Source organism: Candidatus Schekmanbacteria bacterium (assembly GCA_016219965.1).
Lineage (GTDB): Bacteria > Schekmanbacteria > GWA2-38-11 > GWA2-38-11 > J061 > JACRJM01.
The window spans coordinates 104,009-126,483 of the sequence record JACRJM010000014.1; the positions used below are offsets into that span (position 1 = coordinate 104,009).

General features: G+C 40.0%; 25 protein-coding genes. 10 read left to right on the forward strand and 15 right to left on the reverse strand.

Going from position 1 to position 22,475, the window contains the following annotated elements; all coding sequences use genetic code 11:
- Positions 1–17 precede the first annotated feature (17 nt).
- Genes lgt through HZA77_13325 form a run of 3 tightly spaced genes read left to right on the forward strand, consistent with a single transcriptional unit; the run spans position 18 to position 3,605 of the window.
- The gene (gene lgt / locus HZA77_13315; GenBank protein ID MBI5376406.1) at positions 18–839 is read left to right on the forward strand and encodes a prolipoprotein diacylglyceryl transferase; all 822 of its coding nucleotides are present in this window, start codon (positions 18–20) and stop codon (positions 837–839) included.
- A gap of 17 nt (positions 840–856) precedes the next feature.
- Complete coding sequence (locus HZA77_13320; protein ID MBI5376407.1) at positions 857–3,304, forward strand: homocysteine S-methyltransferase family protein; 2,448 nt, start codon at positions 857–859, stop codon at positions 3,302–3,304.
- A 49-nt stretch (positions 3,305–3,353) separates the two neighbouring features.
- The gene (locus HZA77_13325) at positions 3,354–3,605 is read left to right on the forward strand and encodes an antitoxin family protein (protein MBI5376408.1); all 252 of its coding nucleotides are present in this window, start codon (positions 3,354–3,356) and stop codon (positions 3,603–3,605) included.
- Between the two features lie 415 nt (positions 3,606–4,020).
- Here the strand turns inward: HZA77_13325 and HZA77_13330 are convergent, their stop codons facing one another.
- The 11 genes from HZA77_13330 to HZA77_13380 all read right to left on the reverse strand — a co-directional run bounded on the left by HZA77_13330 (position 4,021) and on the right by HZA77_13380 (position 10,585).
- Positions 4,021–4,944 carry a DUF91 domain-containing protein gene (locus tag HZA77_13330; GenBank protein MBI5376409.1) on the reverse strand — a complete coding sequence of 308 codons (924 nt, stop codon included), beginning with the start codon at positions 4,942–4,944 and terminating at the stop codon, positions 4,021–4,023.
- A gap of 72 nt (positions 4,945–5,016) precedes the next feature.
- Positions 5,017–5,172, reverse strand: a complete 156-nt coding sequence (locus tag HZA77_13335; protein MBI5376410.1) for a hypothetical protein — start codon at positions 5,170–5,172, stop codon at positions 5,017–5,019.
- 105 nt (positions 5,173–5,277) lie between these two features.
- Positions 5,278–6,585 (reverse strand): hypothetical protein, encoded by a 1,308-nt coding sequence (locus HZA77_13340; GenBank protein MBI5376411.1) that lies wholly within the window; start codon positions 6,583–6,585, stop codon positions 5,278–5,280.
- 235 nt (positions 6,586–6,820) lie between these two features.
- A complete protein-coding gene (locus HZA77_13345; GenBank protein ID MBI5376412.1) occupies positions 6,821–7,048 on the reverse strand; it encodes a hypothetical protein in 228 nt (75 codons plus the stop codon).
- 16 nt (positions 7,049–7,064) lie between these two features.
- On the reverse strand, positions 7,065–7,391 hold the full coding sequence (locus HZA77_13350) for a nucleotidyltransferase domain-containing protein (GenBank protein MBI5376413.1): 327 nt from the start codon (positions 7,389–7,391) through the stop codon (positions 7,065–7,067).
- Entirely contained in the window at positions 7,364–7,756 is a 393-nt protein-coding gene (locus tag HZA77_13355) for a HEPN domain-containing protein (GenBank protein MBI5376414.1), read from the reverse strand. Before HZA77_13355 ends, HZA77_13350 begins: the two co-directional genes overlap by 28 nt.
- Positions 7,757–7,952: 196 nt before the next feature.
- The gene (locus tag HZA77_13360; GenBank protein MBI5376415.1) at positions 7,953–8,198 is read right to left on the reverse strand and encodes a hypothetical protein; all 246 of its coding nucleotides are present in this window, start codon (positions 8,196–8,198) and stop codon (positions 7,953–7,955) included.
- Between the two features lie 59 nt (positions 8,199–8,257).
- Entirely contained in the window at positions 8,258–8,623 is a 366-nt protein-coding gene (locus HZA77_13365; protein ID MBI5376416.1) for a hypothetical protein, read from the reverse strand.
- Positions 8,623–8,862: a hypothetical protein gene (locus HZA77_13370; protein ID MBI5376417.1), complete on the reverse strand. Its 240-nt coding sequence runs from the start codon at positions 8,860–8,862 to the stop codon at positions 8,623–8,625. The genes HZA77_13365 and HZA77_13370 overlap by 1 nt, the downstream gene beginning before the upstream one ends.
- Positions 8,863–9,176: 314 nt before the next feature.
- Positions 9,177–10,163, reverse strand: coding sequence for a GTP 3',8-cyclase MoaA (moaA, locus tag HZA77_13375; GenBank protein ID MBI5376418.1), 987 nt, complete (start codon positions 10,161–10,163; stop codon positions 9,177–9,179).
- A complete protein-coding gene (locus HZA77_13380; protein ID MBI5376419.1) occupies positions 10,160–10,585 on the reverse strand; it encodes an HIT family protein in 426 nt (141 codons plus the stop codon). Before HZA77_13380 ends, moaA begins: the two co-directional genes overlap by 4 nt.
- A 199-nt stretch (positions 10,586–10,784) precedes the next feature.
- Here HZA77_13380 and HZA77_13385 point away from each other — a divergent pair, with 199 nt between their 5' ends.
- The 5 genes from HZA77_13385 (at position 10,785) to HZA77_13405 (ending at position 14,218) form a co-directional block, all read left to right on the forward strand.
- Complete coding sequence (locus HZA77_13385; GenBank protein MBI5376420.1) at positions 10,785–12,605, forward strand: aldehyde ferredoxin oxidoreductase family protein; 1,821 nt, start codon at positions 10,785–10,787, stop codon at positions 12,603–12,605.
- 20 nt (positions 12,606–12,625) lie between these two features.
- The gene (locus tag HZA77_13390) at positions 12,626–12,997 is read left to right on the forward strand and encodes a DoxX family protein (protein MBI5376421.1); all 372 of its coding nucleotides are present in this window, start codon (positions 12,626–12,628) and stop codon (positions 12,995–12,997) included.
- A gap of 19 nt (positions 12,998–13,016) precedes the next feature.
- A complete protein-coding gene (gene queF / locus HZA77_13395; GenBank protein ID MBI5376422.1) occupies positions 13,017–13,406 on the forward strand; it encodes an NADPH-dependent 7-cyano-7-deazaguanine reductase QueF in 390 nt (129 codons plus the stop codon).
- Positions 13,407–13,412: 6 nt separating this feature from the next.
- Positions 13,413–13,658, forward strand: a complete 246-nt coding sequence (locus HZA77_13400) for a glutathione S-transferase N-terminal domain-containing protein (protein MBI5376423.1) — start codon at positions 13,413–13,415, stop codon at positions 13,656–13,658.
- Between the two features lie 83 nt (positions 13,659–13,741).
- Positions 13,742–14,218, forward strand: coding sequence for an L-2-amino-thiazoline-4-carboxylic acid hydrolase (locus HZA77_13405; GenBank protein ID MBI5376424.1), 477 nt, complete (start codon positions 13,742–13,744; stop codon positions 14,216–14,218).
- Here HZA77_13405 and HZA77_13410 read toward each other — a convergent pair.
- The 4 genes from HZA77_13410 to HZA77_13425 form a co-directional block, all read right to left on the reverse strand.
- Positions 14,211–16,271: a thioredoxin domain-containing protein gene (locus HZA77_13410; GenBank protein ID MBI5376425.1), complete on the reverse strand. Its 2,061-nt coding sequence runs from the start codon at positions 16,269–16,271 to the stop codon at positions 14,211–14,213. The two genes, HZA77_13405 and HZA77_13410, sit on opposite strands and share 8 nt — an antisense overlap.
- Before the next feature lie 105 nt (positions 16,272–16,376).
- On the reverse strand, positions 16,377–19,547 hold the full coding sequence (locus tag HZA77_13415; GenBank protein MBI5376426.1) for a hypothetical protein: 3,171 nt from the start codon (positions 19,545–19,547) through the stop codon (positions 16,377–16,379).
- A gap of 126 nt (positions 19,548–19,673) precedes the next feature.
- Positions 19,674–20,291 carry a flavodoxin family protein gene (locus HZA77_13420; GenBank protein ID MBI5376427.1) on the reverse strand — a complete coding sequence of 206 codons (618 nt, stop codon included), beginning with the start codon at positions 20,289–20,291 and terminating at the stop codon, positions 19,674–19,676.
- A 17-nt stretch (positions 20,292–20,308) separates the two neighbouring features.
- Positions 20,309–20,797, reverse strand: a complete 489-nt coding sequence (locus HZA77_13425) for a hypothetical protein (GenBank protein ID MBI5376428.1) — start codon at positions 20,795–20,797, stop codon at positions 20,309–20,311.
- Positions 20,798–20,963: 166 nt separating this feature from the next.
- Here HZA77_13425 and HZA77_13430 point away from each other — a divergent pair, with 166 nt between their 5' ends.
- Together HZA77_13430 and HZA77_13435 are read left to right on the forward strand one after the other, a co-directional pair.
- Complete coding sequence (locus tag HZA77_13430) at positions 20,964–21,872, forward strand: complex I NDUFA9 subunit family protein (GenBank protein MBI5376429.1); 909 nt, start codon at positions 20,964–20,966, stop codon at positions 21,870–21,872.
- 11 nt (positions 21,873–21,883) lie between these two features.
- Entirely contained in the window at positions 21,884–22,474 is a 591-nt protein-coding gene (locus HZA77_13435; GenBank protein MBI5376430.1) for a DJ-1/PfpI family protein, read from the forward strand.
- Position 22,475: the final 1 nt, after the last annotated feature.

The following is a 22,475-nucleotide window of genomic DNA, read 5'->3' on the forward strand; positions in this document are numbered from 1 at the left end:
AGAAAGGCAGGAATTCTATGTATCCAACACTTTTTGAAATATTCGGCTTTGGCGTAAAAACCTACGGCACAATGATTGCCATAGGTATTGGTTTTGCCCTTCTTTATATATCAAGACAGACAAAGCGTGAAGGGCTCGATGTCGAAAAATCACTGGACATAACGCTTTATCTTGTTCTTAGCGGTGTAATCGGAGCCCGCCTTCTCTATGTTCTCCTAAACTTCGGTTATTACAAAAATAACCCATCTGCCATATTCAAGATATGGGAAGGGGGACTGGTTTTTTACGGAGGATTTCTCGCAGCCCTTGCAGTCGGCTATTTCATGCTTACTAAAAACAAGATGCCTGTCTGGAAATTCCTTGATATTTTCGCAACAGCTCTTCCGCTTGGACATGCTTTTGGAAGAATAGGGTGTTTCTTTGCCGGATGCTGTTACGGGAAACCAACCGATGTCCCATGGGCAATCACATTTACCAACCCTGAATCCCTTGCCTATCCGGTATTAGGCGAGCATATTCACCCGACACAACTATACGAATCAGCATCAAATCTCATGATTTTTGTAATCTTAAATCTTACGCTTAAAAGAAAGAAGTTTGACGGACAGAACGCCCTTCTCTACATTGCATTATACGGCACAGCACGATTCATAATAGAATTCTTCAGGGGAGATGAAAGAGGATTCATCTTTGACAGCGTCATCTCCACATCACAGGGGGTAGCGCTCATAATAGTCCCCATTGTCCTATTCATCCTTATTTTTAAATTAAAGGTTGCCTCCATAATAGAAACAGTCCCAAAAAATAAAACGACAAATAAAAATCAAAAGAAAAAATAATCACCGGGAAATCAAACATGACTCAACTGGAAAAGATATTAAAGAAAAGAATCTTCATTTTTGACGGCGCCACAGGGACAATGCTCCAGGGCAAAGATGTTGATAAAAGCAAACCGCCGGAGATGGTAAACATAGAGCACCCTGAATGGCTTCAGGAGATCGGGCAAAAATACATTGATGCAGGCTGTGAAGCCCTTGAAACAAATACATTCGGCTCAAGCAGGATAAAGTTCTCCGAGTTTTTCGCTGAAGATAAAATCAAAGACAAAATCCATAAAGTGAATTTTGATGGGGTAAAACTCTTAAAAAAGGTTGCAAAGAATAAAGCTCTGATTGCGGCTTCCATAGGACCTACGGGCAAACTCATGTATCCTATGGGGGAGCTTACCTTCGATGAAGCAGTGGCGGCTTTCAAAGAACAGATAAAGCCATGCGTTGATGCCGGAGCAGACATAATCATCATAGAGACAATGTCAGAGCTCTCAGAGATCAAGGCCGCAATAATCGCAGCAAAGTCTTTGCTCATCAATAAACAAAATAAACCCATAATCGCGACAATGACCTTCCAGACCAATCTTCGCTCACTCGTTGGTGTAACGCCAGAGATTGCGGCAGTTGTTCTTAGCTCTATGGGGCTATCCGCAATAGGAGCAAACTGCAGTCTCGGCATAGATGGAATGGTCGAAATCGCAAAACAGATGAAGAGCGTTTCAGTGACACCTCTCATTTGCCAGCCTAATGCAGGCTTACCACAGTTGATAGATGGAAAAACCGTTTTCCCTGCGACTCCATCAGAAATGGCAAAGGGGGCAAAGAAGCTTGTATCAGTGGGAGCAAACATTATTGGCGGATGCTGCGGGACAACGCCGGTGCACTTAAAAGCAATGAAAAAAGCTGTAAAAGGAGTGAAACCCAAGCAAGCAACGGTAATTAACAATCTCCTTGTAGCAAGCAGGACAAAGCTTGTCGCAATTGGGAGCGGCAATCCTGTTGCAATAATTGGAGAACGGATAAATCCCACGCGCCGCAAAGACCTTTCTGAAAAAGTTCTTGCTGGAGATTTTTCCATTGTAAGGGAAGATGCCATAAGGCAGGTCGAGGCAGGCGCATCTATCCTTGATATCAACATGGGGATTCCAGGAGCTGATGAGGCTTATCTTATGAGAATGGCGGTGCTTGAAGCCCAGTCAGCCGTAGATGTGCCTCTTATGATAGATTCATCCAACCCTGAGGCTGTGGAAGCAGGGTTAAAGGCATTTTCAGGCAAGGCAATAATAAACTCCATAAGCGGAGAAAAGAAAAAGCTAAATACACTTATCCCAATCGCAAGAAAATATGGCGCTGCAATACTGGCTCTTACAGTTGATGAAACTGGAGTGCCTAAAACAGCAGAGGGAAAACTCGCAATCGCAAGCAAGATTGTAAATTTAGCAGTAAAAGCAGGGATAAGACGTGAAGACATAATCGTTGACTGCGTTGTCTCCACTGTTGCGGCAGAGCCTGAAGCTGCAATGGAAACACTAAGAGCCATAGGGCTTATAAAGAAAAAGCTTGGTGTTGCCACGATACTTGGCGTAAGCAATGTTTCCCACGGATTGCCGTCAAGGACCACTATCAATGCCACATTCCTTGCAATGGCCGTAGCTCAGGGGCTTGATGCAGCGATTGCAAACCCTCTTGATTTGAGGATGAAAGAAGGAATGGCAGTTTCAAAGCTTCTCTCAGGATTCGACAGGGGTGCGAAGGAATACATTACCTATGCAATGGCGAACAAGACAGTTTTAAAAACAGAGACACCGGAAAAGAAAACCCTTGAGGCCTTAGAAGTTTGCAAAGACACCCTTGAAGAAAAGATAGCAAGGGCAGTTATGGAAGGGAACAAAAGCGATATCATCCCTCTTGTAGAGCAGGCATTGAGCGAAGGTGTAGCTCCTGTTGATGTGAGCAACCGCTATCTCATCCCTGCACTTGAAAAAGTTGGCACAAAATTTCAGGACAATGAAATGTTCCTTCCACAGGTACTTATGTCAGCAGAGGTAATCGAAGCAGGATTTAAAAGAATAAAAAAGGAAATTAAAGCTTCAGAAACGGTAACAGGGAAAAAAATAATCCTTGCCACTGTTAAAGGTGATGTCCACGACATAGGGAAAAATATAGTTTCAACGCTTCTTCAAAACCATGGTTTTAATGTGATTGACCTTGGAAAAAATGTCCCCACTAAAACAATAATAGAAAGAGCAGTAAAGGAAAAAGCCGACATCATCGGTCTCTCAGCCCTCATGACCACAACCGTCATGGAAATGGAAAAGGTGATAAAGTCATTGAAGGATTTATCCATCAACATACCAGTAGCCGTAGGCGGCGCAGTCGTAACCCAGAGCTTTGCCGACAAAATCGGCGCCGATGTCTACGCCAAAGACGCCCTTGATGCAGTGAAGAATCTCAAGAAATTTTTTAAGCTTTGACAGTTAGTTTAGTCATGTGGTAAATCTTATTCTGTAAGGAGGTACTGTCATGCTTAAAGTGATAGATGCTGTTTATGAAAATGGAGTTTTTAAGCCAACAAAGAAAATAAATTTAAAAAATAAAAAACAGGTTCAATTACAAATAATTTCTGAAGATGACTGGCTGAAAAATTTTGACCGGATACTTAGAGCAATCCACAGTAAAACTTCAAAATTCTCTCCTGAAGAAATTGAAGCTGATATAGAAGAAGCTATAAAAGAAGTTCGCAAGGCAAAGCGAAATCGTGAAAGCCGTCGTTGATACAAACATCTGGGTATCATCGCTCTTAGCAGTCCTATAGTCAAGATTGAACAGTTAATTTTGCAAGAGATTGTTCTTTCAGCTCCCCGGATTAAAGCACTGTGGTATTATGCAAGTTGACTGATTCGGTCCTGCCCCTGTATCACTCTTGCAAACTCCAAGCACAGCTTCTTCAGGAACGAGGTGAAGCATACAGAAACAGAAAAGAGGTAATTGGAAAATGATAAAGAAATATGTTAAAGATCAGGGACGTGAATATTGCCAAATTTATCGTGCTCAACTCAATCTATTCGATTGAATTTTTGTTTTCGGGTACCTCGGAGCTTGCTGCGGGGTAATTCATTATCTTAACCAGAAATATTACCTCCTACTAACTGGAAAAACAATTAGATGCATAGAATTTTCAAAATTAATTTCAATGTATGTCAGGCCAAGAACCTGCAACTCGCTTCAAAGTTACATTTTTAGGCGAATCCCATTTTATCTCAAATGCAACTATAGGGTGTTGTGAGTTTTCTACCGCTTTCTTTACAGTTGATTCCACTAATTCAGCCACAAGACAGCCAATCACTGGCTTTCCGTTTGCAAGGTTTTGTATATAAGGACTTGTGAGGTAGCGTGCAATCTGTTCTTCTACGTGGATTGGTTGCGCACGTCCTTGTTTCACCTCAAATATTATTAAACCTTCTGATACTTTATCTTGAAGCAGAATATCTATTAATCCTGTTTCCACTCGAACTTGGCGGTCTATCACGCGAATCTTTCTTCCTAAAGAATGCTCATCTAAGTTTTCCATAAGCCATCTTTCTATATCAGCTTCTTCACTAAAACCCGGATATTTTTCTGGATGACCTCTACGACCTTTCCGTGGTGCGTGAATATCAAGATATGGCAAACATGCTTTGATTGCTTTCTCAACATAGTCTACAGGCACTTCTATATTGCTTGCATTTCTGTATTTTTCTACTTCAAACGGAATATCTGATTGCTTTAATACGTGGCGATAGTGTTTTCTGAATAAAACTTTTTTTACATCAGTGCGAGAGTTTGGATTTGTTGGTGAATTTTTATTTAGTACCATCAAACATAATTCATTAGGTACTCGCCCAAAGGATAAATATTCCGCACCATCTCCCATTGGTTCACGCTTGCTTGGCTGGGGATGACCATTCTGTATGAGGCTGACTAATCCATTTTGTAGAGCAATTTCTATTATTTTTATTACCTGCTGTGTAAGTCGCCATTCTTTTGCAACATAAGCATCACCGCCTTGACTTATGAGCAATCCCCTGTCAACTTGCTCGATTGTTAAGTCGTATTTTTCCCAAATTCTTTTCATATTGACCTGCCCCAAGTTATTATTTCGCATTTAAAGTAGCATTTTGCAAAAAGTCAATCAGTGTGCTCTCCATCAACTCCCCGGATTGAAGCACTGTGGTATTATGCAGACAGACTGATTCGGCCCTGAACCAGTGTCGCTTTTGCATACGCCGAGCACTGCTTCTTCAGGTACGAGTTTTACTTGTTTGATGGTTGGTTTCTTGTAAGCGTTCTTTATGTTATCCATAATTTTCTCCTTTAGTCTTTGTCATTCAGAACAACTAAATCTGTGACCCTACACACCTAAAGCTGTCATCCCGCACTTGATGCGGGATCCAGAATCTTTCTTGTTTTACTTCTTCTTTGTCTTAACCTTCTTTGCCGTCACTTTCACCTTCACTGCATCGTGCTGAGTCGGTACTGTATTACTGTCTATATCCTCAAGTTTGTACCAGTAGGTCTTCCCTGCCTTAACCTTCTTGTCTTTGAATTGATATGATGCACCCTTAGTAGAAGTGCCCTTAGCCTTTATGAGATTCTTGTTAATCTTCTGATATTCTCCGTCCTCAGACTCACTCCGCAAGATGTTGAAACCGAGGTTGTCAATTTCAGTTCCAGTTTGCCATTTGATGATGACTTTTTTATTTTTCTGGCTAACTTCAAATGAAGAGAGTTCAATTACAGTGGGATCTCCCACATACTTGATTTCATATATTTTAAAATAACCTGTTGAAAATAATACATCTCCTACAAACAAACTTGTTCCATCATTATTAAAAGCAAGAGATATTGGTGTATTGAACCCCGAAGCAAAGATACTTGAGTTGCCATATTCATCTACTTTAAATATTGAACCGCTTCCAGAAGAGTCGTCTAATCCTCTTGAACCAACAAACAAGAATCTGCCAAAAAAGCTATTTGGGCCAAATGTTAAAGAATATGGATTATCAACATCAGTTGCGAAAGTTTCTATTGCACCAACTGCGGAAATCCTTACAATCGTATTTGTTCCAAGAGGGACAGAAGATTCAGGAGGATTTTTTAAATCTGCTACAAATAAACTGTCATTCCCAAATGAATTACCCGCTTCATCGTATCCGAAAGTCATTCCCATTGGATATTTCAAACTGCCTGGTGTCGTCAAATTTGAAACAGTCCCTGAAGGCTCTACCTTCAAAATATTTTTTGACCATGAAGACCCAACAAAAAAAGAACCTTGAGATATGAAAGCTCCATTATGATCTCTTGTAAATGAAATTCCAATTGCACCTATATCAACATTTGAAATCAAATTGGTAATATTTCCATTATGGTCGATTTCTAAAATGTCATCTCCTCCTGGGCCACTAATTGCATTTAGGAGATAAAGCTTAATGTCACCATTTGCATCGGGACCAAAAGTTAGCCCACCCACTGAATCGTGTAAGTTTGATACAAAAGTTGATGCTGGCTCATTTATAGGGATTTTTAATATTGTATCAAATGAACCACTGTATAACTTATTTCCAAACATCCCTTCTCCAAAAGCAAGGGTTCCAGTACCAGAACCATTAAATTCTGCGTATATTTTCACTTCAAAATTAGGGTCATTAACTATTACTTGAGCAAAAACGGTTGTTGCGTATAACAAAAAAACAAGTGCTAAACAATATTTACCCATGTTCTACCCCCATAAGAAAAACTGAATTTAAGAAAATTTAATAATTAAATGCAAAATAAGTGCCAATTGACAATGCACGCTATAAGCTATTGATTTAAATGTAAACAGGAAAATATTGTTCCCTTGAGGTTGCTGAGAAACTGTTCAATTCCCCGACAAAGCGAGGGGTGAATGTCCAAAACCCCGACATAATAGGATTCATTTGGCTAAAATGATGCTGAACAAATTACGGGGTTTAAACAGAGAGCTTTTTTTGTTCGGTTTTCTTTTTTCTGCGTAGTATGGCAGCAAGGCTGCGCAAAGCGTCGTTGACAGACTTCTGATCCGGGAAATATTCAAGAACATCTGCGTCGATCAACACAATATTTGTTCCTGCGGCATATCTTTTTGCATATTTTCCGCGAACGCCTTTGCTAAAATCATACTCAGGCAACATGTCTTTATCGTTACTCACTTTTTTCATAACACAATGAAAGGGATTAAATCTTTATTTCCATTCCCCTCTTTTTTATTTCGCCTGAAATAAAATCATTGTCATCATTCAGATAATCACGATAGGGAAAAACAACAGGCTGAATGTCCACTTTAAATTTATTGATTAACATTATTAGTTTACTCATTATTTCCAGTCTGTTTTTCTCATTTACTTTCTTGGAAAAAATAGCAACGTCAATATCGCTATCCTTATTATTAAGCCCTTTGGCATAAGAACCAAACAGGACAGCTTTTTCAACCGGGCAGATTTTATTTACCTCAGTAATATATTCTTTTAAAAGCTTTATGATATTAGTTTTGACTTTAGACATTGGTAAAGTTTTTCCGTTTTATTTAATAGTGTTGCACTCTGTGCTTTATCAACCAAAGATGACAATTTCTTTTTATAAGAAGGATATCTCCCCTCTATATAAAATGCAGTTAAAACAGCAAGAAGTTTTCTCTGAGACTCTGATAAATCTAATTCTAAATTACTTTGAAGATAAACAAGGTTGTGCGAGTAAGAAGATTCTTTACCAAATTTTTTAATATGAAGAGATTTCAGGATTTTTTCCAATGCCTGTTGGCAGAGGAAAACCGTATAAAGATATCTTCCTCTCGCTTGCATATGACGTGCTGTTTCCATGTCATATTCTGCTATATCTAACCAATATTCTATTTTATTTTCAATTTTCATTTGTCTTAGAAAGATCCTAAACAGAACCATCTCAATCCTACTGCTTGGTACAATATTTTTCAATGAATTATAAGTTATCACAGCAAAGGATGGGAAGCAATCTAAAGGAAAAAAGTAAATCTTGATTATCAAAAAACTATTATAGGTAAGAAAGAATGGTTGAAAGATAAATAGCAATTTCTATATAAAACAGTTCTCACCGGCGTGCAGCAGTGCGTCCGTGTGGAACAGCCTGTTCGGTTTTCTTTTTTCTGCGGAGTATTGTCGCAAGACTGCGCAAAGCGTCGTTGACAGACTTCTGGTCCGGAAAATATTCAAGAACATCTGCATCAATCAGAACAATATTTGTTCCTGCGGCATATCTTTTTGCATATTTTCCGCGGACACCTTTGCTAAAATCATACTCAGGCAACGTGTCTTTATCTCTACTCACTTTTTTCATATTGCTTCTTTTCAATGTCTTATTGCCAGCCTCTTGGTTTTAAGTCTGCACACCGTATTTCAATCAATCTCAATTTTCTTTTTAATAAAAGAAAAAAATCTTCGCACACCAGCAATATCATTGCTAATATCACTTTCCTTCGTATCTTCTTTCCTGCTGCTGCCATTATGGAAATGGTGCGGATAAGTTTTTATGCTTCTCCACTTTTTATGAGGAATATTGTCATAACGATAAAATTTATCATCTATGTTTCTTCTGTCCCAGTGATAAGCATATCTTCCTTTGATTTTTTCGGAAAACCAGATATCTACAAAGGAATTTTCTTTTAGGAAAATTCTGAGTTTGTTATGGACTATCTCAGTCCCTTCAACAATATCAGAAAATTCTATTGATATAATTCTTTCAATTGATTGGATATCAGGCACTAAAGTGAATTTAACGCTTTAAGTATATGATCTTTTTGAGACTCGTAGTAATCAAGCTCCTGATAATCAGAGAGCACTTCATCTTCTTCAACCAAACCTTCTTTTAATTTTTCATCTAACTCTTCTACGGATTTAACGCCATGCTTCATTGCTATTTTGAATATCTCTACTTCAATGCTCCTCAGCTTCTGGCTTAAAAAGGATTTAATGCTTTCTCTCTCCAAATCCTTAGTATCCATCTCAAGGATTTCAGATATTTGTTTAATCGATTTCATATCAACTTTTCTCTTTATTTTAATACTAATTTAGCCTGAAATATTGCACTTATCAATTACTTTTTTATCAAAAGACTATTATAAATAAGGAAAAATGGATTCCCTCTTTCGAGGGAATGACAAAACAAAATCAATGGCAAATTTTTTTGGCAAATTCAAGTTTTGTGTGGAAGACGAGGAAGTGGACAGCGAGCAATACCGGAGTGTACTCTTCTGTACATGAGGATTTGCGAGCTGGTCACTGACGAAGTATAACACCAAAAATTGAATTTGTCTGCTTAGCCGCCGATTTCCGACATAGCCCGCGCAATGGGCCTCCCCAGCGCATCCAGATTCAACTTCTCCGGCTTCGACTGCACGGCATGGAGCAGAAGTTTCTCCAACTCCTCTTCGCTGTTTCCGTTGGCAATGCGAAGAACAGTCCTCACATCCACCTCATCATCGGAGAAAAGACATTTGCGGAGCCTTCCGTCAGAGGTTAGGCGAAGCTTGTTGCAGCTTGAACAGAAATGATTTGATATGGGGCTGATAAGCCCTATTTTTCCTTTAGCCCCCTTAAGCCTGTAATAAACAGCAGGGCCATGTCCCGTTGAGCCTATTTTCTCCAGCGTTCCAAGAGAATTTAAAATTTCAAGCATTTTATCAGTCGGCATATACCTGCTGTCATTCCAAAGGTCTGTTGAACCGATTGGCATATACTCGATGAATCTAATATTCAAATCTTCCTTCATTGTCATCATTGCAAAATCTGCGATCTCATCATCATTTAATTCTTTTATTACAACTACGTTAATCTTTACAGGTAAAAGACCAACTCTTCTGGCAGCCTCAATCCCTTTAAATACCTTTTCAATATCACCGCCATAGGTTATCTCGCTGTATTTTTTAGGCTTCAATGAATCAAGACTCACGTTCACGCGCATGATACCCGCTGACTTTAGTCTCTCTGCATAATCCTCAAGGAGGCTTCCATTCGTGGTGAGGCTTAAATCTTTTATTCCAGGAATCTTCGATATTTTTTCAACAAAGGAGATAAATCCCTTCCTGACTAAAGGCTCTCCTCCTGTAAGACGCACCTTTGATATCCCGAGCTTCACAGCGGAAGACACAATACGCTCGATCTCCTCGAAGGTAAGTATCTCTGCCTTCTCTTTCTGCTCAAGCCCCCCCTGTTTCATGCAGTAGATACAGCGAAGGTTACAGCGGTCAGTCACTGATACACGAAGATAATTGATGCTTCTTCCGTGGCTGTCTATTAATTTCACAGTAAACCCATCCCGTTCCCCGCAATTATTTTTTCCTTTAACGCAGAAAGCTCTTCTGCGTCTGCCTGCTTCCTGTCGGGCCTGAAGCGCAAAGGATCATCCTTGAATCGCGGGATTATGTGAAAATGAATATGCGGGACTACCTGCCCCGCATGAGTGCCGTTATTCTGAAAAAGATTGAATCCCGCAGCATCAAGTGCATTACAAACCTGTATGCCGACTTTTTTAGTCGTGACAATCAACTGTGAAAGCACCTCGTCAGGAACATCTATCATGCTGTCATAATGCTTTTTCGGCACAATCAAAGTATGTCCCCTGTTAAGAGGATGATTGTCAAGAAATCCGGCGACACTATCATCTTCAAATATAAAATGTCCCGGGCATTCTTTTTTTAATATCTTGCAGAATATGCACTCTTCCATTAACTTACTCTCCAGCTTCATAAATCTCTTTTCGTCTCTCACTTATTAAAATCAGCCCTGTTTGTCAACGCTCGTTTTATCAATGTGTTATCAATGTTATCAATGAAAAAACCATAGAGATAAGAATAAGATATGATTGACTTGCTCTTTTTTTTGCTTAATAAATTATCATGATGAAATAAAAATCATGAGGACTACTATGAAATACAAAGGCTATACCGGTAACATTCTCAATGTAAACCTCACAGAAGGAAGAATTGAAACAATCCCCTTTCCGGAAAAACTCGCAGAAGATTACATTGGCGGCGGCGGGGCAGCGGCAAAGCTTATATCCGACAGCTTAGACACCATATCGAGTCCACTTGATGAAAAGAATCCTTTAATATTTATGACAGGTCCTTTGACAGGCACCATAGTTCCCTGGAGCGGCAGGCATTGCGTAGCAACCATTTCGCCCCTTACCGGATTATGGGGAGAATCATACGCCGGCGGCACCTGGGGAAAGGAGCTTAAAAGAGCAGGCTTTGACGGTATTGTAATTTCCGGAAAATCTGAAAAGCTTGTTTATCTCAGGATAACAGACTCCAGCGTTACAATTGAAAATGCCGCACATCTAAAGGGGAAAGATTCATGGGAAACCGATTCCATCATTAAAAAAGAGGCAGGAGAAAAAACAAAAGTCGCTGCCATTGGGGCTGCCGGTGAAAACCTTGTACGCTTTGCATCAGTAGTCCATGACGGACCGGCATCGCGAATAGCAGCAAGGTGCGGAGTGGGCGCGGTAATGGGGTCAAAGAACTTAAAGGCAATTGCTGTTAGCGGTGAAAAGAGGGTCGAAGTGGCAAACAGCGATGCATTGATGAAATCCATAAAAGAAAAACTGCCGGCACTTATTATAAATGACACTGAGCACCGTGTGGAAAAAGCAAAGTTTGTTTTCTCCAATTTTGTCGCTGATGGAAGGCATGGAGTTAATAACTGGCGTGACGGCGAGCTTGCCGGTTTTGAAGAAGCCCTTCTCAAAGAAGCTGAGCTTCATGTTCGTCACACAAAGCCCTACTTATGTTCAGGTTGCAGAACAGGCTGTGTTGAATCGAACGTGAAAGACGGCATTAGACAGTCTGTCTGGGAATCCTTTGCCCCACTGGGCTCTCAATGCGGTGTAACCGACATGAAGCATATTCAGAAAGCCTACGACATATGCAACCAGCAGGGGATAGACTCCATATCTGCTGGAGGTATTATTTCATTCGCCATGGAATGTTTCGAGGAAGGGATAATCACTGAGAAGGACACTGATGGAATAAATCTGAGATTCGGCAATGGCAGGGGAATGATAGAAATGCTTAAAAAACTCTGCCAGCGCGAAGGCTTTGGCAATATCCTTGCAGAAGGAACAAAAAGAGCTGCCTCGCTTATAGGCAGGGGAGCAGAGAAATTAGCCATAGAGGTAAAGGGGCTTGAAGTGCCGGCACATGATCCAAGAACCCATAATTTTCTCGCTTTGACTTACGCTACAGACAACCGTGGCGCAAGCCATTTATCCGCATCAAACCCGCATATAGACGGCTCAGACCTCGTAAATTTGCTGGATGTGAGATTCACTGCAGAAGGCACTGCTGATATGGTTGTAAGAAGACAGAACTATTCGAATATATTAAACTCGCTTGTGCTTTGCATATTCGCTCAGGCAGGTTATGCCCAGTATTATTCCCCTACATCATTTGGAGGTATAACTGCAAAGGAAGTTACTGAATGGTTTAATTTAGTCACCGGTGCTGATGCAAGTTTTGAATCGCTTATGTCATGCGGCGAGAGGATGTTTAACCTTAAGCATGAGATAAACACGAAGCTTGGATTAACCCCGGATTTAGACACTCTGCCGGAACGTCTTCTGACATTAAAAAGAGGACAGGGTCCTGCAGCAGACCATCTCCCCCAAATGAAGGAAATGATAGAAGAATATTATCGCATCAGAGGATGGGGTGCATCAGGGAATATGAGAAGGATGGAAAAATAATTTTTTTGAAAGGGGATAAAATGAAATACCTTAAAAAACTTCCGCTCTACCTTTCCCGTGTACTTATCGCTGCGATATTTCTTATTTCAGGTGCAGGGAAAATAGCTGACCCGCAGGGGACAATGAAGTACATGGCAGATTACGGCATGCCATTAACCGGGTTCTTTCTGGTGTGTGCTATTATACTGGAGCTTGGCGGGGGGCTTTTAGTTTTAACCGGTTTCTTTGACAAAATGGGCGCACGTTTTCTGATCCTTTTTCTTATTCCAACTACTCTGATATTTCATACTGACTTTTCACAAAAGATGCAGATAATACAGTTTCTAAAAAACTCAGCTATTATAGGCGGACTCTTCGCATTCCTTTCAAGGGACCCGCATAATGATAGATAAATGATAACTAAGGAGAGATATGCGATACGGAGAAAAAGAAATAGATGAAGCAAAGCTTGAGAAATGGGAAAACCCTGCAACAGACAAAAACTATCATATAAAAATAGAATCGCGGGAATTTACATGTTTATGCCCCCGTTCAGGTTATCCTGATTTTGCAACTGTTGCAGTAGATTATATGCCTGATAAATACATAGTTGAGTTAAAATCATTTAAGCTTTATCTCAACAAGTACAGAAATGTTTACATATCCCACGAGGAGGTAATAAACAAGATTTTCGACGAACTTGTAGCCCTCCTCAAGCCGCGGTGGCTTGAGATTACAGGAGACTTTAATCCGCGCGGTAATATAAAAACGATTATAACTGTGAACACTGAATCAAGCCGGAAAAGAAAAAAAAGGAGATAAAAGAAAATGAATCTTATCCTTTATCACATGGATGAATGCCCATACTGCGCAAAAGTAAGGGATGCAATATCAAAGCTCAAAATCAAAAAACTCATTGAGTACAGGGAAATAGGTAATGAGAAATACAGGGATGAGCTTATAGATTTGACTGATGATTATCAGGTCCCCTGCCTTGTAATAGACGGCAAGCCTATGCTTGAGTCAGAAGACATAATAATATTCCTTAAGAAAAAGTTTGGCGGCAAGAAATAAAGTCTCCATTGCAATATTTTCAATAATATTATAGGGATGTTTATAGTCTATCAGCGAAATTTAAATTACCGGAGGTAATAATTATGGCCAGAGAGGAAGGAAAGACACTCCCTGTTGAAAAACAGAGGGAAATGCTTATCAATGCTAATGCCATTAAATTTACAGAACTTTATCTCGCACTCACCGAAGCCTATGGCGAAGCGGAAGGCGCAAAGATGTACGAGGAAATTTATGAAACAAAATTTAAAAAAGGTTCGCAGGGTCCCAAGAGAGACCTTGATGACATCATAAAGGCTGAGCTTTCAATTTTTCCTGTCCTTGGCTGGAAGCTTTGGGCTGAAAAGAAAATAGAAAACGGAGAAGAGATCTGGTACGAACATCTTGAACATTGTCCCTACCTTACAGTAACAAGGAAAAGAAACCTTCCTGATCCATGCCCGATACTTTGCGATTATGATTCCAAGTTTGGTGAAAAATACGGCCTCGGGAAATGGAAAAGAGTAAAACATATCCCTTCAGGCGACAGCGAGTGCAGTTTCAAGATTACTAAGATTAAATAATCTTAGCCAGCTCATCAATGCTGTAAACTGGTGGCTTGCAGGATTTTTCATCGCAGAAGTAAAAAGCCATATCTTTACCGTGTGGCAGTTCTTTATCAACTAAAGAAGGAAGGATTGCTTTATAAGCTTCTTTGCTGTCAGCATTAATAATCCCTGCAAGAGAAGTCTGTGAGTCACAGCAACCTGAGAGAGATGATATTATTTCTTGAAATGTTCCCCTGTCCTTTAAAACAGCGAAGAGTTCTTTCTTTTTGAAAAAGTAATCGTACAATCCTCCAAGAAATCCCGGATAAGCCTGCGGAGCAGAATTTAATGAAGGATAAAATGCTTTAAGTGTTTCTTCTGTTTTCCTGCTATCTTCATCTCTCTTACACAGGAGGGAGAGATTGACCATAGCTTCAAACATCATCGAGTTGCCTGAAGGCATTGCATTGTCATATGAACTTTTCCCGCGCACTATGACATCTATATTCCCGGCATCGGTATTGAAAAATCCCCCCTCGTCAGAGTCCCAGAAAAGCTCAATAGCTTTATCTTTGAGCATAATCGCATTGGCCAGCCACGCCGGATCAAATGTCGCCCTGTAAAGGGTAATAAAGGAAAGAGCTAATGAAGCATAGTCTTCAAGAAAACCCTTCTGGTATCCTTTCCCATTCCTGTAAATCCTGAATATTAGGCTGTTGTTTGAAAAACTTTCTGCAAAGAATCTTGCAGCTTTAAGCGCCGGAGTAAGATATTTTTCTGATGAAGTGAGCATATAGGCGCGTGTAAAAGCTGATATCATTAGACCATTCCAGCTCGTTATACATTTATCATCAGTTGAGGGCCTTACTCTTTTTCTTCTTTCTTTGGCGAGGATATTTTTCCATTCGATCAAATTCTCTCTCAATCTCTGAGAGTCTATCTTCCATTTTCTTGCTGCACCATCAATATCCATCCTCATGAAAGGGATGTTTTCCCCTTCTTCAAAGTTGCCATTCTGTTCAATGCTGAAAATATCGGAGAACACCTCTGCATTCTCACTCCCTAAAAGAGAGCTAATCTCCTTTCTCTTCCAAAGGTAATATTTCCCCTCAACACCTTCACTGTCTGCATCAAGGGCTGAATAAAAAAGTCCGTGAGAAGAAGTCATCTCATCTGTTACAAAATCAAGTATTTCAATGGCAATGGATTTAAAGAACTCATCCTTTGATATCCTGTATCCCTCAAAATAGACTGTCGCAAGTAACGCATTATCATAGAGCATCTTCTCGAAATGCGGAGCAAACCATCTCTCATCAACTGAATAACGATGGAATCCTCCTGCGATATGATCTCTTATCCCTCCCTCTGCCATTTTGCGGAGAGTAAAAAGCGCCATGTCGCGGCAAAACTGATAATCATTTATTTCTGAAAGTATTTCTGAAAGTTTTATGAGTAACTGAATGTCCATAGGTCTTGGAAATTTTGGAGCATCTCCAAACCCTCCGTGTACGCCGTCAAAGGAAAACCTCAGGTTTCTTGCCGCATCATCAAATATATCCTGAGAGATTTTCCCTTCTCTCCCCGATGGCCGCGCCATTTCCTTAAGTCCTTCAAAAAGCTTCTCGCATGAATCAGCTACTTTTTCAGGATTATTCCTGAAATGTGCCGCAACAGAAATAAGAACACGCTTGAAACCTGGCAATCCTCCCCTCTCATCAGGAGGAAAATAAGTGCCTCCAAAAAAAGGCTTAAGGTCAGGAGAGAGAAATACTGTCAGCGGCCATCCGCCTCCTCCGGTCATCATCTGTACCGCATGCATATAAATTTCATCGATGTCAGGACGTTCCTCCCTGTCAACCTTGATATTTATAAAATTTTCATTCATGACTTTTGCAATATCTTCATTTTCAAATGATTCTCTTTCCATCACATGGCACCAGTGGCAGGATGAATAACCGATGCTCACAAGTATTGGTTTGTTCTCTCTACGGGCATGCTCCAGAGCTTCATCGCACCATGGATACCAGTCCACAGGATTTTCTGCATGCTGTCTCAGATAGGGGCTCTGTTCATTGGCTAATCTGTTCATCCCGCTCCTTCTCAATCAATAAAATAGAACATTAATCTATTTATTGTTTTAAAAAAAACGGATATTAATTCAAGGAGGAGATATAAAAAGATAGGAGATTTTCAGCTATTTGCCTTTTACAAAAATCTTCTTTTCCGCATATTTTGTGGAATCGGCAAAGCTCTCAGCTCTTATGGTCACCGAAGTAAATGACGGAGAAGAAGGCATTTGATATACACCTTTACTGCTTATTTTTCCCACAGTGCTATCACCACTTTTAATTCCATTAACCTTCCATACTATTTTCTTTTTCTTAGCATTTTTAACAGAGGCATTAAGCTTCATGGATCCACCTTTTTTAATTTTTATCCTGTCCGGACCATCTATTTTTACTTCTACAGGGATAATTCTGATATTAACTATTTTATAAATTTCCGGATCGTAAACAGAAACTGCCTTAACCTTAACAACTTTTGGAGTCACAGCCCTTGCAGGCGACTTGTAAATACCCTTGTTGGCATCTATAGTCCCTTCTCCTTCTAACATGGTCCATCTGACTCTTTTAAGGTTTATTTTTTTTATCTCAGCTTTGAATCTTTTGGTTTTCCCAAGGATAATACTTACATTATCTGTAGGAATAATTTTCATTGAGCCTTTTGGTATTATACTCCCAATCTTAACCTCAGGCGCTTCCACTTCCCCTGAACCGGCAGATTCATCAGACACAAGGCTGAAATTCAAATTAACAGCTTTATTTTTCTTGAGGGAAGTTTTTAAAAGCATGTCGATGATAACCAAGGCTTCGCTCTGGGCAGGAACATCAAATCCTGAAAGTAGAATAACATATTTTCCGGCTTCGATGAATGACTCGTTATTTACTCCATCAGGCACAGATACAACAGAATAGGAACTAAAAGTGCCAGGCAAAAAAGTCGTAATTTTAAAATTCGAAGCATCTGCACTTCCACTGTTAACAAGGTGAAGCTTATATCTTAGTGTATCGCCTTTATTTACTTTCTTCCCGTTGACATCTTCAATACTGATAAAAGATGAAGAAAGATCTGCCTCCCCTTTTAATATAAACTGAAAATCATTCCCAAAAACTTCATCTGATTCAGTGGACGTGATGGAATATCCGGTAAACGTAATTTTGGTACCGTCCGGAATGTCACCTGAAACTTTTACCTTAAACGATAAAACACCATTCCCCTTAATGCCAATATTACCAGGTTCCCACACTATTGATTGGTTATCCAGAGAACCAAGATCCGATGCTGATACAAAAGCAACTTCTTCAGGCAAAGGGACAGTTACCCCTACTCCTGTATAAGTCTGAGATGACGAATTTGAGTAATAAACATTCAATGTTATTTCACTGTCGCGTCCTGCTGTTGAAGGACCAACAATGTTAACAGAAAGACCCGGCAGAGTAATATTAAAAGGCTCTGAATATCCTGAAGAACCGTTTGGCCCGGTGGCTGTTGCAAGCAGGTAATCTCCTACAACAAATGAAGACGTGATGTCGAACGTCCATATACCCTTATTATTGGGAGCCGCTTCTCCTATGAAACTTATGTTTTCAGGCGCCCCTGAAGAATATCCGAAAATTTCTATCTTTGTACCGCTATCAGCAATACCTCTGATATGCAGAATTCCATCTTCGTCTATAGAAGCGCTGATTATTGAAGGACTATCTGTAGGCGGCAAAGGGTCGTTTGGGCTATCATGAACTACTATATCTGTCTCTTCATTAGAAGAAACAAGATTTTTTGACAATATGTTTCCGCCAGAATAAATATTTATCCCGCTTCCTCCGTTGTATTCAATCTTATTCTCTTCAATCTGGTTTGATGATGCTCCTCCTTTTATAATTATCCCGTTGCCGCTGTTACCGATTCCGATGGAACCAGAAGGGTCCGTTCCAATAATATTCCCCGACACTTTATTGTCCGACGTACCATTCCCGCTTATAGTTATCCCATCTCCATTATTTCCTGAGATAACATTTGAACCTTCAGAATAATCTGCAAAACCGATGATATTATCTTTTGGGCCGTCTATTATAGCTATTCCCCCAAAGCCGTTGCCCACAGCCGCAGTGCCGTCAGAAGAAACACCTATGTAATTTCCGGCTACTGCGTTATTGTCAGTTCCTGAATCAGCAATAATAATCCCCCAAAAACCATTTCCTGATATTATGTTTCCTGCTGATGCGCCATTCTGAAAAACTGGATCAAAACCTATTATGTTGCCGCTGGCACCGTCAGAAATAAAAATACCGGCGTGATCATTGCCTAAAGGATTTTCACCTGTAACATCAACTCCTATATAATTGCCTGCTATTATGTTCAGTGATGAATTGGTCCCTCTTAAATAAATTCCTCTTTTATTTCCGGAGAGAACATTCCCTTCGTTTCCATCACCTATACCGTCACCATCTGTGCCAATAATATTCTGCTGTGGACCATTAATTATATTGATCCCGCTATCACCGTTGCCCAGGTCGTTTTTGCCAGTAACATCTGTCCCAATATAGTTCCCGCTTACCCTGTTCCTGTCACATCCGGCACCGTATATATCCACACCGAAATTTCCGTTTGCTGAAATAATATTCCTTTCAGCTATATCATCAGAACCATCGCCATTGGTTCCTATTATGTTGTCACTTGCTCCATCTATTAAAATAACGCCATCATTAGAATTCCCTTTAGCTGTTAAACCTGAAGAATCAGTCCCAATATAGTTTCCCCATATCCAGTTGTTTTTTGCATTAGTTCCTGAAACATAGACACCATGATCTTGAAAGCTGTGAATGGAAAGCCCGCAGATTTCATTATTTGAAGAGGAAACCGCAAAGCCGCTGTATTTGCCGGCAAGCAAGCTACCATTAATTTCGACCATTATAATGGCATCACTTTGTGTCGTCCTGTCGGTTACGGTGTTTTGCGAGGAACCTGGCTGTGAATATCCATCAATGACGGTTCCGCTATCATTGATATTAGGTAGTGGACTCACAATATCTATAATATGAGGACCTTCTCCGGAAATATTGAAATTTATCGTATCAGAGATTCCTTGCCCCACTTCATCTGAAATAAAAGACTGTTCATCAGTAGTGAGATCTGAAGCAAGAAGTGTCCCTTCTGAAAGCTGTATAGCTTCCCTGAGTGTAATGGTTGAATCCCTCCCGCTCCCCTGGGAATTCGAACTTACGGTTATTGTACCTGCATCTGCACTGAATGCTACAAACAGGAAAACAAGAGGGAAAAAATATAAGCAGTTTTTTATCTTATCCATCCAGATCATAAGATCCTCAGCAGTTATAGTAATTGATACAGCTGATAATCAGAAAACTTCGAATTTGATGGATAACTTTATCGACAGGTAGGTAATAAAACTAATATGGTATTCTACTATTTACATTTATACTTTTGAAGCAAGCCTTACACCCAGATTAAAGGCTTTTTGGAGCTCATCAGGGCGTTCTTTCACTAACCCTCTTTTAAGATTTCCCAAACTCATATGGTCTCCGACAAAAGTAGTTCTGAAATCATTAAGGTTGGTAACAAGTGCCTGTATCGCCATAACTCCTGAAAAAGCCATGGGGTCTCCCTGGCTAGTAACAACTGCTGTTCTCTTCCCCGCAATCATGGATTTAACTTCTGCTGACACAATCTTTCCATTATCATCCAATATGGGCTTCATCCGCAAAAGAGGGATCATTCTTGTAAGGAAATTGAGCATCGGTGCTGAAAGAGTCCTCATATGAATAGGGGTTCCGAAAACCAGGATGTCTGCTTTTATCAGCTTTTGAAGTATCTCTGCCATGTCATCATCCTGCGAACATCTCTTTCCTTCATCCTTGTCAGCCTGCTTAAGATGAAATCCACAGCCTGTGCAATAGTTTATATTCTTGTCAATTATATATATTTTTTCAGCAGTTAGGTCTGTTACGCTTGCAATCCCCTCAAGAATCTTATCAACAAGCGTATCAGTATTGGAACCCTTCCTTGGACTTCCGACTATTGCTACGGCATTCATCTTTTTGTACTTCTCTCCTATTCTCTCACATAGAAATCAAGTTCAAACTCCTCGAAGGGGAGCCCAAGTACGGCCTTTCTCTCTTTTTCGAGTACATTTATATGGGCCTCTTCGTCCGCAATAAGCTGTACAAAGAGGGCATTAATATCAGCATCAGAGCCGTAAACCTTCTGTGCTTTTATGAAATGGTCTTTTTCCCTGTGCTCATATCCCATCGCAACATCTATGATATGAATTGAATAGGGTTCAAGGGTTAAATTTTTTATTGCTTTGAGCGAGTGGTCTTTAAGCTTGGCGCCATCTATTTTTTTACCTATTTTCTTCTCAAACACCTCGCTAAGCATTTTCATATGCCTTTCTTCGTCCCTTGTGACCGCCTTAATGCTTTCACGGGATTGTTCACTCAAGTCGCGTTTAAGGCAATGAGTATATAACTCAATTACACGTATTTCATTCTTCATCGCAATAATCAAAGCTTCTGCAAGACTTTTAAATGAGTCGCTCATACGCTCTCTCCTTTGTTAATTTAAAATCCTTATATCGAAGACTTTTCCCTCTGTCAACCTCATGATAAAAATCTCTTATACATCATACTTTTTTCAGAGAGCATATCCTTCAAAGCTTGCTGAGATAGAAGCAAGTAAATATAATACTAATGGAGAATGATAAATTATGAATAAACCAATATTTATTACAGGTGCTACTGGTTATGTAGGTAAATCGATTCTAAAGGCTGGAATTGAAAAAGGTTATTCATTTAAATGCCTTGTGAGAAACCCAGCCAATGAAATATCTCTATGGAAGTTTCCTAGATGCGAGTTCGCCAATGGCGACATCACAAACAATGAAGAGCTCCCTGAAAAGATGTCAGACTGCTCTGCAGTTATCCACCTTGTAGGAATAATAGCTGAAACTGACACAGCTTCATTTGAAGACATTCATTACAGAGGAACGAAGAACATCGTTGATGCTGCGAAGTCTGCCGGAATAACAAGATTTATTCATATGAGTGCTCTTGGAGCAAGGGAAAACGGAAAAACCGCATATCATATCTCAAAATGGAAAGCGGAAGAGTATGTGCGGATGAGCGGACTAAATTACACCATATTCAAGCCGTCCGTCATATTTGGAAAGGAAGATAACTTCATAAACCTGTTCATAAAGATTATTAAACTCTCGCCGGTAATACCTGCAATTGGAAGCGGCAGTCTTGAACCTATATGGGTAGAAGATGTTGCTGCCTGCTTTATTTCAGCGCTCCAAAATCCTCTGACAGAAATGAAGACTATTGAACTAGGCGGCGGCAAAGTATACAGGCATCCGGAGCTTATTAAACTTATCTGTAAGTCTTTTAACCTCCGAAGGATAGTTTTTCAAATGCCGCATCTTCTGGCGAAGCTGGCAGCAATTTTTTCTGAAATCGCAATAACAGGAGGACTTCTTACAAGAGACCAATTAATCATGTTAAATGAATCAAACATTGTAAGAAACGAACGACCAGAAAACGTTTTTAGATTCAGTTTCCGAAGTCTTCAAGATTACCTTGAAGAACTAAGCCATGAAAAAACACTTACAAAATAAGGGAGATAGATATGAGAATCCCAATTGCACTTGTAATTGCTTCAATATTATTCCCTATTTTTTTAGCAGGAATAGTTCAGGCAGACAGTAAAAAATCCGTGCTCATGATAATCGCAAGTAAAAACTATCGTGATGAAGAGCTTATTGTGCCGAGGGATTTCTTCAAGTCAAAGCAAATTTCTGTAACAATTGCCTCATCAACAACATCTCCTGCCAAGGGGATGCTGGGAGCAGTCGTAAAACCGGACATCAAGATTCAGGATATTGACATCTCCAAGTATGATGTACTGTTACTTGTAGGAGGCACAGGCGCATCCGAGTACTGGGATGACGGGCTCGTACATAAAATAGCGACGAAGGCATATAATGAAGGAAAAATTGTTTCTGCTATCTGTCTCGCTCCTGTAACTCTTGCTAATGCTGGATTGCTCAAAGGGAAGAAGGCAACTGTATGGCAATCCGAAGGGGATACGCTAAAAAAGAAAGGTGCAGTATATACAGGAGAGGCAGTAACAATTGACGGGAAAATAATCACCGCAGACGGACCGGCATCTGCAAAAAAATTCGCCGAGGCTGTATATAACGCTCTGGAAGGGAAGTAAC